This is a genomic window from Rhodococcus sp. PAE-6, from assembly GCF_025290685.1.
Taxonomy (GTDB): domain Bacteria; phylum Actinomycetota; class Actinomycetes; order Mycobacteriales; family Mycobacteriaceae; genus Rhodococcus; species Rhodococcus pyridinivorans.
The window spans coordinates 191013-202696 of sequence record NZ_JAOCLZ010000009.1 but is presented as its reverse complement, the minus strand read 5'-3'; the positions used below and the strand labels follow the sequence as shown (position 1 = coordinate 202696).

General features: G+C 69.9%; 13 protein-coding genes. 6 read left to right on the top strand and 7 right to left on the bottom strand.

All coding sequences use genetic code 11. The features are described from left to right. Positions 1-121 precede the first annotated feature (121 nt). The gene (locus NVV99_RS18430) at positions 122-1393 is read right to left on the bottom strand and encodes a deoxyguanosinetriphosphate triphosphohydrolase (RefSeq protein ID WP_041803396.1); all 1272 of its coding nucleotides are present in this window, start codon (positions 1391-1393) and stop codon (positions 122-124) included. A gap of 38 nt (positions 1394-1431) precedes the next feature. Continuing rightward, positions 1432-2124: a YdcF family protein gene (locus NVV99_RS18425; RefSeq protein ID WP_006554464.1), complete on the bottom strand. Its 693-nt coding sequence runs from the start codon at positions 2122-2124 to the stop codon at positions 1432-1434. A gap of 86 nt (positions 2125-2210) precedes the next feature. Here NVV99_RS18425 and NVV99_RS18420 point away from each other — a divergent pair, with 86 nt between their 5' ends. Together NVV99_RS18420 and NVV99_RS18415 are read left to right on the top strand one after the other, a co-directional pair. Further along, positions 2211-4226 (top strand): TPM domain-containing protein, encoded by a 2016-nt coding sequence (locus NVV99_RS18420; RefSeq protein WP_024101347.1) that lies wholly within the window; start codon positions 2211-2213, stop codon positions 4224-4226. A 3-nt stretch (positions 4227-4229) separates the two neighbouring features. Further along, on the top strand, positions 4230-4358 hold the full coding sequence (locus tag NVV99_RS18415; protein ID WP_024101348.1) for a hypothetical protein: 129 nt from the start codon (positions 4230-4232) through the stop codon (positions 4356-4358). Between the two features lie 81 nt (positions 4359-4439). On the opposite strand, the gene NVV99_RS18410 is transcribed toward NVV99_RS18415, so the two are convergent. Beyond that, on the bottom strand, positions 4440-5831 hold the full coding sequence (locus tag NVV99_RS18410) for a glycine--tRNA ligase (protein ID WP_006554466.1): 1392 nt from the start codon (positions 5829-5831) through the stop codon (positions 4440-4442). A 176-nt stretch (positions 5832-6007) separates the two neighbouring features. Between NVV99_RS18410 and NVV99_RS18405 the strand changes: the two genes are divergently transcribed. Both NVV99_RS18405 and NVV99_RS18400 read left to right on the top strand, forming a co-directional pair. Next, positions 6008-6391: a helix-turn-helix transcriptional regulator gene (locus NVV99_RS18405; RefSeq protein ID WP_006554467.1), complete on the top strand. Its 384-nt coding sequence runs from the start codon at positions 6008-6010 to the stop codon at positions 6389-6391. After that, positions 6388-6804, top strand: coding sequence for a Fur family transcriptional regulator (locus NVV99_RS18400; protein WP_006554468.1), 417 nt, complete (start codon positions 6388-6390; stop codon positions 6802-6804). The genes NVV99_RS18405 and NVV99_RS18400 overlap by 4 nt, the downstream gene beginning before the upstream one ends. 18 nt (positions 6805-6822) lie before the next feature. Here NVV99_RS18400 and NVV99_RS18395 read toward each other — a convergent pair whose 3' ends face one another. From NVV99_RS18395 to recO, 4 genes are read right to left on the bottom strand one after another with little or no spacing between them, the layout of a single operon-like run. Beyond that, positions 6823-7380 carry a hypothetical protein gene (locus NVV99_RS18395; protein WP_024101349.1) on the bottom strand — a complete coding sequence of 186 codons (558 nt, stop codon included), beginning with the start codon at positions 7378-7380 and terminating at the stop codon, positions 6823-6825. Then, entirely contained in the window at positions 7377-7802 is a 426-nt protein-coding gene (locus tag NVV99_RS18390; protein ID WP_006554470.1) for a hypothetical protein, read from the bottom strand. Before NVV99_RS18390 ends, NVV99_RS18395 begins: the two co-directional genes overlap by 4 nt. Then, on the bottom strand, positions 7799-8605 hold the full coding sequence (locus tag NVV99_RS18385; RefSeq protein WP_050993415.1) for an isoprenyl transferase: 807 nt from the start codon (positions 8603-8605) through the stop codon (positions 7799-7801). Before NVV99_RS18385 ends, NVV99_RS18390 begins: the two co-directional genes overlap by 4 nt. Then, positions 8562-9392 (bottom strand): DNA repair protein RecO, encoded by an 831-nt coding sequence (recO, locus tag NVV99_RS18380; RefSeq protein ID WP_024101350.1) that lies wholly within the window; start codon positions 9390-9392, stop codon positions 8562-8564. Before recO ends, NVV99_RS18385 begins: the two co-directional genes overlap by 44 nt. Before the next feature lie 102 nt (positions 9393-9494). Here recO and NVV99_RS18375 point away from each other — a divergent pair, with 102 nt between their 5' ends. Then, the gene (locus tag NVV99_RS18375; protein WP_024101351.1) at positions 9495-10904 is read left to right on the top strand and encodes an amidase; all 1410 of its coding nucleotides are present in this window, start codon (positions 9495-9497) and stop codon (positions 10902-10904) included. Then, positions 10895-11470, top strand: coding sequence for a TetR/AcrR family transcriptional regulator (locus tag NVV99_RS18370; protein WP_033097766.1), 576 nt, complete (start codon positions 10895-10897; stop codon positions 11468-11470). Before NVV99_RS18375 ends, NVV99_RS18370 begins: the two co-directional genes overlap by 10 nt. Positions 11471-11684 lie beyond the last annotated feature (214 nt).

Here is an 11684-nt window from a genome sequence, read left to right as displayed (position 1 = left end):
CAGACTGCCCGGCACGACGGTCCGGCGCAACCCACACCCGCGAGCGCGTAAGCGCGTCCCTCCGGACAGATGCACGGCGCCGGACTCGTGCTTGTGTCCGCGAAGGGCGCAAACGTCGGTGTCAGCCCCAGCTCGCCTGCGCGGCGAGGCTGTCCCGGTCGATCCGTTCGAGGCGCGATTCGGTGCACGACGCGATCTGATCGACCACGACCCGTACCTTCGCAGCATCGTCGGGCGCGGCCTTCCATGCGGCGACGAAGAACGGGTCGAGACCGACCGGCGCGGTGCGCAGTAGCCACTCGGCGACGCGGTGGATGCGTTCGCGTTGCGATTCCTGGCGGGTGCGGTGGGCGCGGTCGGACATGACGAACTGCAGCGCCATCGTCTTGAGCAACGCGACCTCCGAGACCACGATCGGCGGGATCACCAGGTCGGCGTCGTACCGGGTGACCGGGCGGCTCTCCGTCGCTTCCCGGGTCCCGAGGATCGCCGCGTTGGCGAAGCGGCCCACCAGCTCGCTGGTCAGCTTCTTGAGCGCGACCGAGCAGGCGAGGGTGCCGTCGAAGGTGCCGACGGCGCGGACCACCGGCATGGTGGACAACCGCTTGGCCGCCTCGGTCAGCTCGGCCGGGTCGAGGCCCGAGAATTCGCGCATGCCCACCTCGATGAGTCCGGCGACATCGTCGGGATCGTCGAGCATCCGCAGGTCGATGCGACCGTCGATCACACCGTCCTCGAGGTCGTGCACCGAGTACGCGACGTCGTCGGACCAGTCCATGATCTGCGCCTCGAGGCACTTGCGGCGCTCGGGTGCACCTTCGCGGATCCAGTGGAGGATCTCGGCGTCGTCGTCGTACGAGCCGAACTTCGCGCCCGGGCGCGGACGCGTCCACGGGTACTTGAGCGTCGCGTCGAGCGAGGCGCGGGTGAGGTTGAGACCGGCGCTCGAGCCGTCCGGATAGAGGATCTTCGGTTCGAGGCAGGTGAGGATGCGCAGGTTCTGCGCGTTGCCTTCGAATCCGCCGCAGGACTCCGCGACCGCGTCGAGTGCCCGCTCGCCGTTGTGCCCGTAGGGCGGGTGCCCGATGTCGTGGGCGAGGCCGGCCAGGTCGACGAGATCGGGGTCGGCGCCGAGCCCTTCGCCGATGCTGCGGCCGATCTGCGCGACCTCCATCGAGTGCGTCAGACGGGTGCGCGGGGTGTCGCCGTCACGCGGGCCGACGACCTGTGTCTTGTCGGCCAGGCGGCGCAGGGCCGCGCAGTGCTGCACGCGCGCACGGTCGCGTGCGAAGGCGGTCCGCTCGGACGCCGCTCCCTCGGACCCGGCGAGCGCCGAGGTCTTGCGCGGCTCGGCGACGCGCCGTTCGAGATCGTGTTCGCTGTAGCCCTGCATCACACTGCCTTCCGTCACCGAAGACCCTACGTTCCGCCTCACTGCTGCGCCGTGTACGGGAAATCGGCGGAGAAGTGGGTGATCTGGTACCAGATCAACGCGCCGGTCTCGCGGGCGATGCCGTGCAGCTGCGACTCGCGGGTGAACACCGCCGGACCCTGGCGGGTGGGAGCGGTCCAGGCGTCGAGACCGGCGTCGCGCGCCATGGTCCGGGTACGCAACGAATGCCACGGGTCGCTGACGAGCACGACCGACGACAGGCCCAGCTCCGACATCTCGCGGCTGACGGCCTCGACGCTGAGCAGTGTGTCCGAGCCCTCTTCGACGGCGACGATCGACTCGGCGGGCACCCCGCGCGAGACGAGATAGTTCTTGCCCGCCGCGGCCTCGGTGAACAGGTCGCCCTCCTGCTTGCCGCCGACGGTGACGATCCGCGGCGACACTCCCGCTTCGTAGAGCTTGAGGGCCTGCTCGAGGCGGGCCTCGAAGACCGACGACGGTGTGCCCGAATACTGCGCGGCCCCGAGCACGACGATGGCGTCGGCGGGGGTGCGGTCGTCGATCCGCGCGACCTGCCACACCCGCAGCGCCGTGCCGCCGACGACGAGGACGGCGGCGAGCAGCACCCCGATGATCAGTCGCCGGAGCCAGCGCGCGATGCGCGCGCCGACCCCGAGGTCGTCCCCGGTGTACGTCGCGGTGGTGCCGGTGCGGCGGGATGCGGTGCTCACCCCCTGATTCTGCCAGCGAACGAGAACGCGTCGACCGGACGACGCGCCGACCCCGTCCTCACCTCGCAACCACTAGATTCGATTCCATGGCACACGTATCGGCCGCACCGCTCCGGCGACCTGCAGCACCGCTCCGGCGACCTGCACGGTCCGCGCTCGCATTCGTCCCCGCCCTGCTGGCAGTGACCGCGTGGCTGCTCCTTCCCGCGGCGGCCTCCGCGGAGCCACCCTCGCGGCTCCCCCAGCCGATCACCGACACCGCGGGCGTGCTCGACGACGCCGACGTCGCACGCATCCAGGAAGCGACGAACACCCTCTACGACGAGCACGGCCTGCAGTTGTGGGTGACCTACGTGTCGAGCTTCGACGGACGCGACTACAACAGTTGGGCGCAGGCCACCGCGCAGGCAAGCAATTTCGGTCCCGACACCGCGCTGTTGGCGGTGGCGACCGACGACCGCGAGTTCGCGCTGTGGACACCGACGGGTTCGGAGATCTCCGAGAGCGAGCGCGACCGGATCAGCTCGTCCGGCGTCGTGCCGGCCCTGCGCAACAGCGATTGGGCGGGCGCCGCCGTGGGCGCGGCCGACGGGTTGAGCAACGCCCTTACGCCGTCGGCTGCTCCGGTGACGACGCTGCTCGTCGGCGGCGGTGTCATCGCGGCCGGTGGTGCCGGGCTCTACGCCTACAACCGGCGGTCGAAGAGGAAGCGCGCCGACGCCGGTGCCGCGCAGGCCGCGCAGGTCGATCCGGCCGACACGACCGCTCTGCGCGGTCTGCCGGTCGAGGGTCTAGACCAGTATGCACAGACCCTCCTGGTGGACACCGACAACGCGGTGCGGTCCAGCGCCGAAGCGCTCGAGCTCGCCCGGGGTGAGTTCGGGGACTCCGCGGTGGCTCCTTTCGACCGCGCACACCGGCAGGCACAGGTCGCGTTGGCGAACGCCTTCGAGATCCGTCAGCGCCTCGACGACGACATCCCCGAGACGCCCGAACAGCAGCGCGACATGCTCGTGCAACTCGTCTCCTCGTGCGGGCAGGCGAACCGCGAACTCGATGCGCAGGTCGAGGCGTTCGACAAGATGCGCAACCTGCTGCTCGATGCCCCGGCCCGTCTGGACGGCCTCACGCAGCGCGCGATCGCGCTGCAGGCCCGCATCCCCGAGGCCGAGCGGATTCTGGGGCAGCTGCACTCGGAGTTCCCGGCGGGCGCCCTGACTCCGGTGGTCGACAACGTCTCGCTGGCGCGGGAGGAGATCTCGTTCGCCGAGAACGCGATCGACCAGGGCCGCACGGCGGTGGCGCGACCGGTCGGTGAGCAGGGCGACGCCGTGCGCGCGATCCGCGAGGCCGAACGCGCACTGGGGCATGCCGCGACGCTGCTCGACGCGCTCGACCATGCGGCGGAGGACATCCGGCGCGCGATCGCGACGCTTCCCGCCGCGGTGGAGGACGCCGAACAGGGTGTCGCCGACGCGAAGCAACTCCTCGACGCGGGCGGCCCGGAACTCGTCGACGCCCTGAAGGCCGTGCAGGAAGCCCTCGACCACGCCCGGGCCGAGCAGCACACCGACCCGCTGGGCAGTTTCACGCGGGTCGTCGAGGCCGATGCGCGTCTCGACGAGTTGCGTGCCCGGACGCGGCAGGCGAAGCAGAAAGCCGAGGAGATGCGGCGCCGCCTCGAACAGGATCTGAGCGCAGCGCAAGCGCAGGTCACCGCCGCGGCCGACTTCATCGGGACCCGCCGCGGCGTCGTGGGCGCCCAGGCACGCACCCGCCTGTCGGAGGCGCAGCGGCACCTGCAGGCCGCGCAGCAGGCAGCCGAGTCCGATCCGGCGGCCGCCATCCAGTACGCGCGGTCCGCCGCGTCGCTGGCCGCGCAGGCACTGCGCAGCGCCCAGAACGACGTGCAGCGCTGGAACAACCAGCACCGTCCGCCCCGCGGTGGTTCGTCGGGCGGCAACGTCGCCGGTGCCGTGCTCGGCGGCATCCTCATCAACAGCGTGCTCAACAGCGGCCGCGGCGGTGGCTTCGGTGGCGGTTTCGGTGGGGGCGGTTTCGGGGGCGGCGGCTTCGGCGGATCGAGTGGAGGACGCTTCTAGACCATGCGCCCGATCGCAGCACGCGCACCGGGCACCGGCCTGGAATCGGTGATCCTGCACACCCGCCGCGGTGACGAAACCCGTTTCCGGGACGTGGACTTCGAGTACCTCGATCGACGCTCGACGAGGTGACCGCTACGAGCACCCGGCTACGAAGCGACAGATGCCCTCCGGTCCGTCGGGACCGGAGGGCATCTGCGTCGATCGGATCGGTCAGCAGCCGATCAGGCGCTGCGCGAGGTAGCCCTCGACCTGGTCGAGGCTCACACGCTCCTGCGCCATGGTGTCGCGCTCACGGATCGTGACGGCCTGGTCCTCGAGGGTGTCGAAGTCGACTGTGATGCAGAACGGGGTGCCGATCTCGTCCTGGCGACGGTAGCGGCGGCCGATGGCGCCGGCGTCGTCGAACTCGATGTTCCAGTTCTGGCGCAGCTTCGCGGCGAGGTCCTTGGCCTTCGGGCTCAGGTCGGCGTTGCGGCTGAGCGGCAGCACGGCGGCCTTGACCGGCGCGAGACGACGGTCGAGGCGCAGCACGGTGCGTTTGTCGACGCCACCCTTGGCGTTGGGTGCCTCGTCCTCGGTGTAGGCGTCGACGAGGAAGGCCATGAGCGAACGGGTCAGGCCGGCCGCCGGCTCGATCACGTAGGGCGTGTAGCGCTCATTGGTGGCCTGATCGAAGAAGCTCAGGTCGGTGCCGGAGTGCTTCGAGTGCGTCGACAGGTCGAAGTCGGTGCGGTTCGCGACGCCCTCGAGCTCACCCCATTCGCTGCCCTGGAAGTGGAAGCGGTACTCGATGTCGACGGTGCGCTTCGAGTAGTGCGACAGCTTCTCGAGCGGGTGCTCGTAGAGGCGCAGGTTGTCCTTGTTGATCCCCAGATCGGTGTACCAGTTCATCCGGTAGTCGATCCAGTACTGGTGCCACTGCTCGTCTTCGCCGGGCTTGACGAAGAACTCCATCTCCATCTGCTCGAACTCGCGGGTGCGGAAGATGAAGTTGCCGGGCGTGATCTCGTTGCGGAAGCTCTTGCCGATCTGGCCGATGCCGAAGGGCGGCTTCTTGCGCGAGGTGGTGAGCACGTTCGCGAAGTTCACGAAGATGCCCTGCGCCGTCTCGGGGCGCAGGTAGTGCAGGCCTTCCTCGCTCTCGATCGGGCCGAGGAAGGTCTTGAGCATCATGTTGAAGTCGCGGGGCTCGGTCCACTGGCCCTTGGTGCCGCAGTCCGGGCAGACGATCTCGGTCATCGGCACGGCGTCGGGGTCGTCGAGCTTGTTCTTCTCGGCGTAGGCCTCCTGCAGGTGGTCCTGCCGGTGACGCTTGTGACAGCTCAGGCACTCGACGAGCGGGTCGTTGAAGACACCGACGTGGCCGGAGGCGACCCAGACCTGACGCGGCAGGATCACGGACGAGTCGAGGCCGACGACGTCCTCGCGGCTGGTGACCATGTTGCGCCACCACTGCTTCTTGATGTTGTCCTTGAGCTCCACGCCGAGCGGCCCGTAATCCCACGCGGACCTGGTGCCGCCGTAGATCTCACCGCAGGGATAGACCAGGCCCCGGCGCTTGGCGAGGTTGGCGACGGTATCGATCTTGGATTTGGGTGCCACTCGGTTTCTCCATCTTCGATGCGGGTTTTCGCAGCATGCGTCGATCTGTAAGCCTATCGCTCCTCGTTCGCAGCTCGAATTCGCGCCGGTTGACATGCACAACCGTGCATATCAAAATGGAATCGATTTGCAATAAGGCCCGCCGACCGGCGGCCGCCCCTGCCCCGAGGAGCCCCGTGAGCATCGACGCCGATCCACGCGAGTGCAGCACGGGCGAGCGCGCCCGCGGCCCGATCGGCAGCGACGCCCTGCCGTCCCCGGTCGATGTCTCCCCCGGCGCCCTGATCGCGGCCGGTGAGCTGCTGCGCGCGCTGTCGGCACCCGTCCGCATCTCGATCGTGCTCGAACTGCGCGAGTCGGCCCGCTGCGTGCACGAGCTCGTCGGCGCCCTCGGCGTCACCCAGCCGCTCATCAGCCAGCATCTCCGCGTGCTCAAGACCGCCGGCGTCGTGCGCGGCGAACGCTCGGGACGCGAAGTGCTCTACCACCTGGCCGACGACCATCTCGCCCGCATCGTCGTCGACGCCGTCGCTCACGCCCAGGAAGGACGATCGCAGTGACCTCCGCCCGCAAACCTCTCGTGGGGGTCCGCTCGACCCGTCAACGCAGCGCCATCGTCGACCTGCTCGACAACACCGAGGAGTTCCGGTCCGCCCAGGACCTTCACGACGAGCTGCGCAAGCGCGGCGAGGGCATCGGCCTGACGACCGTCTACCGCACCCTGCAGTCGCTCGCCGAGGTCGGCAGCGTCGACGTGCTGCGCACCGACAGCGGCGAGTCGCTGTTCCGGCGGTGTTCCTCCGGGCACCACCACCATCTCGTGTGCCGCCACTGCGGCTTCACGGTCGAGGTGGACGGCCCGGAGGTCGAACGCTGGTCGCACGAGGTGGCCGAGTCGAACGGCTTCGTCGACGTCAGCCACACCGTCGAGATCTTCGGCAACTGCCGCGAGTGCGCCCTCGCTCAGGGCTGAACCGACGGCCCGCGGCCGTCAGCCGCAATCGCAGTCATCACAGCCGCAGCCGTCGGCGAGCAGGTTCTCCTCGTCGTCCTCGGCCTCACCGTCGAAGACCGACGCTTCTCCGCCGAGACGCTGCGCCAATGCGCGTGCCTGCTCGACGACCGGCACGAGCGACGCGACGGCCCGCACGAGATGGATCGGGACGAGCGGCGACGCTGCGACCCGCAGTTCGACGGTGACTCGGTCCTTGTCGAGGACGAACTTGACTTCGGGGAACTCGACCTGCAGGTCGCCGAGGACCTCGGCGGCGCGGGTGCGGCCCGTGATGCCCTCGACCAGGTAGGTGGTGAGCAGCACGAAGCCGCCCTCGGCGTCGACGGTCGCGTAGGTGAGCACGTCGTCGATCCAGATCGGGATCTCGCCGTCCTCGTCGGGCTCGGGCGCTTCCTCGAGAATCTCGGACAGCGTCTCCACCACAGCGGCGCGCAGCATGTCGTCGTCCTCGGTGGGGATCGCGACGGCGTGCGTCCCGTCGGCGGCGACGACCTCCTCGGTGGTGGTCTCGGCGTCGATGTCGGTGGTGGTCACGAATTCTCCTTGGGATCGGGGGTGCCGGCCACGGCGCCACGCGCGTCGGCGGCACCGTCGAGCACGAGCAACAGCATGGTGGTCAGCGCCGTGTCGTCGAGCCCGGTCGCGGGGAACGAGTACCGCAGCACGACGTCGGCGTCGGTCTCGCGTTCGATGAGGTGGACCGAGCCGAACTGCAGGGCGTCGGCGGCGGCCGCGACCCGACCGCGCACGGCGTCGTCGAGCGGAAGATCCCACGCGAGCACTCCGGTGACGGAGACCACGTCGAGTCCTTCGGTGAGCGTGACGACCTGCAGCGCGAAGGGCACGGCGCCGTAGTCGAATCCGAACGAGCCGTCGCCGTCGGCGGCGGACGACGGGGTGCGGACGTCGACGAAGGGCGTCAGCGCGCCCGCGATCCGCTCGCGCAGCGAGGTCACTTCACACCACCGAACCGCCGGTCGCGGGAGGCGTATTCGACGCACGCCGCCCACAGATCGCGCCGGTCGAAATCGGGGAACATCGTGTCCTGGAAGACGAGTTCGGCGTAGGCCGACTGCCACAGCAGGAAGTTCGAGGTGCGCTGCTCGCCCGAGGGCCGCAGGAACAGGTCGACGTCGGGCATGTCGGGCTCGTCGAGATACCGCGCGATCGTCGACTCCGTGATCCGTTCGGGATCGAGTTCCCCTGCCGCGACCCGGCGGGCGATCTCCCGTGCGGCGTCGGCGATCTCGGCGCGACCGCCGTAGTTGACGCACATCGTGAGAGTCATGACGTCGTTGTCCTTCGTCAGTTCCTCGGCGATCTCGAGTTCCTTGATCACGCTGCGCCACAGGCGGGGACGGCGACCGGCCCACCGGACGCGCACCCCCATCTCGTGCATCTCGTCGCGGCGGCGGCGGATCACGTCGCGGTTGAAGCCCATGAGGAAGCGGACCTCGTCGGGGCTGCGCTTCCAGTTCTCGGTGGAGAAGGCGTAGGCCGAGAGCCACTCGACGCCCATCTCGATACATCCGCACACCGTGTCCATCAGCACGGCCTCGCCGCGTTCGTGGCCGGCGGTGCGCGGCAGACCGCGCTCCTGCGCCCAGCGACCGTTGCCGTCCATCACGAGCGCCACGTGCTGGGGGATCAGCTCGGGTTGCAGCACGGGAGGTCGCGCGCCCGACGGATGCGGGTCGGGCGGCCGGATCACCCGCTCAGGCGATGGGGGCGTGGTACGTCGTCGAATCACGGTCCCCATCCTGCCGGACACCCCGGGCGACGTCATCAACCCGGTTCCCCGTCGCAGGGTCGGTGCGACCGCGCTCGACGAGGGGCAGCGAACGCAGTTGCCGTTCGAGATGCCACTGCAGGTGCGCGGCGACGAGCCCGCTGGCCTGGCGACGCACCGCCGTGTCGGCGGCCTCGGTGTCGGCCCAGCGTCCGTGGTTGAGCGCGTCGAGCAGCGCCAACACACCCGGGGCCGGGGTGGCCGCCCCCGGCGGACGGCAGTGCACGCACACCGCACCACCGGCGGCGACGTGGAAGGCGGTGTGCGGGCCGGGACGGTCGCAGCGCGCGCAGTGGGTGAGCGCCGGCGCCCATCCCGCGTAGGCCATGGCCCGCAGCAGATAGGCGTCGAGTACGAGTTCGGGTGGCCGGGTGCGGTCGCACACCGCGCGGAGGGCGCCGACGGTGAGTGCGTGCAGGCGCGGCACGGGCGCGCGTTCCTCACCGGCGAGGCGTTCGGCGGTCTCGAGGATCGCGCACGCGGTGGTGTAGCGGGAGTAGTCGTCGACGATACCCACCGCGAAGGCGTCGAGGGTCTGCACCTGGGTGATGACGTCGAGACTGCGGCCCGGGTGGAGCTGGACGTCGATGTGGGCGAACGGTTCGAGCCGTGCGCCGAACTTGGAGCGTGTCCGGCGCACGCCCTTCGCGACGGCCCGCACGAGACCGTGCCGACGCGTCAGCAGGGTGACGATGCGGTCGGCCTCGCCCAGCTTGTGCTGGCGCAGCACCACCGCGTTGTCCCGATAAAGCCTCACTCCCCGAGTCTGTCATGTCGCGGTGACACGGGACGGTCCACGAAGGGACTCGACACCAGAACGGGAACGCGTTATTGTTCGTTCGAACGAACGGGGGAACGAATGGACGCTCGAACCGACCTGCGCGACCTGAAGGCGACCGTCGAGGCACTCGACCGCGGCAAGGCCACCTCCACGGACCTCGTCCGTGCGAGCCTCGACCGGATCGACGAATCGCAACCGCACCTGAACGCCTTCCGCGTCGTGCGCCGCACCACCGCACTCGACGAGGCCCGCGAGGCCGACCGGCGCCGCGCGAACGGCGAACGCCTCCCCCTGCTGGGTGTCCCCATCGCGATCAAGGACGACACCGACATCGTCGGCGAGACGACGATGTTCGGCTGCGCCGGCACCTTCGCCCCGAAGGACACCGACGCCGAGGTGGTGCGTCGCCTGCGGGCCGCCGGCGCGGTGATCGTCGGCAAGACCCACTCCCCCGAACTCGGCCAGTGGCCGCTCACCGGCGGCGACGCCTTCGGGCACACCCGCAGCGCGTGGTCGCGCGACCACACCCCCGGCGGCTCGTCGGGTGGCAGCGCCGCGGCCGTCGCGGCGGGACTCGTGCCGGCCGCCCTGGGATCCGACGGCGCCGGATCGGTCCGCATCCCCGCCTCGTGGTCCAATCTCGTCGGCATCAAGCCCCAACGCGGCCGGATCTCCATGTGGCCCGACACCGAATCCTTCAACGGACTCACCACGCACGGCCCACTCGCCCGCACGGTCGCCGACGCGGCCCTGCTCCTCGACGTCGTGTCCGGGAACCACCCCGGCGACCGGCACGCGTGCGCGCCGCTGACCGTCTCCGACGCCGTGGGACGAGATCCCGGCAGGCTGAACATCGCTCTGTCGCTGAAGATCCCGTTCACCGCGACACCCACCAGCCTCGACGCCCGCGTCCGCACCCGCATCGCCGCACTCGCCGCGGTACTGCGCGATCTCGGCCACGAGGTGACGCTCGCCGATCCCGACTACGGAATGACGTTCGGTCTCACCTTCCTCCCTCGATCCATGGCCGGTATCGAGGATTGGTTGTACCGCCTGCCCGACCCGTCCCTCGCCGACGTGCGCACCCGCGCCAACGCCCGCACCGGCCGGTTCCTGCACGGTTATCCGTTGCGGGCGGCGCGCGCGGTCGAACCGCGACTGCACCGTCGGGTCGGCCGCATCTTCGACCGGTTCGACGTCGTACTCGCCCCCACCACTGCCACACCGCCGCTGCCGGTGACGGCGATCGACGGCATCGGCGGCTGGGCGACCGACAAGGTCATCACCGGCGCATGCCCCTACGCGTGGCCGTGGAACGTGCTGGGCTGGCCCGCGATCAACGTCCCCGCGGGTTTCACCGAGGAGCGACTGCCGGTGGGTGCCCAGCTGCTCGGCCCGGCGAACTCCGAACCGCTGCTGGTGTCCCTCGCCTCCCAACTCGAATCGGTGCTGCGCTGGCACGAACACACCCCGGAGCGATGGTGGTGACCACGCGCGACGACGCCCGCTCGCGGATCGTCCACGCCACCCTGTATCTCGTCGGCACCGACGGGGTCGCCGGGGTGACGAACCGGCGCATCGCGGCGCGCGCCGAAGTGTCGCTCGGTTCGATCACCTACCATTTCCCCACCCAGGCCGACCTGCTGCGCGCCGCGCTCGAGTTCTTCGTCGACGAGGAGACCGAGCGGCTGCGAGAACTCGCCGAGCAGTATCGATCCCGGGCCCTGTCGCTGACGGAGGCCGCCGAACTCACCGAACGCGTCGCCCACGACCTGACCTTCACGGCCGAACGCATCGCCCCCTTCGAGCTCTATGTGCAGGCGGGGCGCGACGAGGAACTGCGGCGGGTCGCCGAACGCTGCTGGCGTGCCTACGACGCGTTGACTGCCTCCGTCCTTTCCGCGCTGGGAGTGCCGGATCCGGAGACGATCGCCCCGACGGTCGTCGCGACCATCACCGGGCTGCAACTGCGCCGCCTGTCGACGGGTACGGAGCCGGATCTGTCGGAGGCCGTTCTGCTGCTGCTGCACGGCGCGGCGGCCACGCGTCGCTGAGTTCCCTTCGGTCACCGGCCCCGGCGTGACGACGCGTTCACATCCGCGTCCGCGACGAAACACCACCGTCACGAATTATGCCGTGTGCACAATTCTTTCGCGTCGCGAGTGGTTTGTCGGCCGATTGCCGAGTCCTGTCCGACTCTTCGAGATCGACATGTTCCGGCCGACGACGGCGGTGCCGCCCATCGATGCTCGCGGCGATGCTGCACCA

Bases quoted from the DNA above. Each gene is read 5' to 3' on its own strand.
- NVV99_RS18370 (WP_033097766.1), top strand. From the start codon at position 10,895: ATGGTGGTGACCACGCGCGACGACGCCCGCTCGCGGATCGTCCACGCC.
- NVV99_RS18420 (WP_024101347.1), top strand. From the start codon at position 2,211: ATGGCACACGTATCGGCCGCACCGCTCCGGCGACCTGCAGCACCGCTC.
- NVV99_RS18375 (WP_024101351.1), top strand. From the start codon at position 9,495: ATGGACGCTCGAACCGACCTGCGCGACCTGAAGGCGACCGTCGAGGCA.
- NVV99_RS18415 (WP_024101348.1), top strand. From the start codon at position 4,230: ATGCGCCCGATCGCAGCACGCGCACCGGGCACCGGCCTGGAATCGGTG.
- NVV99_RS18385 (WP_050993415.1), bottom strand. From the start codon at position 8,605: ATGGGGACCGTGATTCGACGACGTACCACGCCCCCATCGCCTGAGCGG.
- NVV99_RS18430 (WP_041803396.1), bottom strand. From the start codon at position 1,393: ATGCAGGGCTACAGCGAACACGATCTCGAACGGCGCGTCGCCGAGCCG.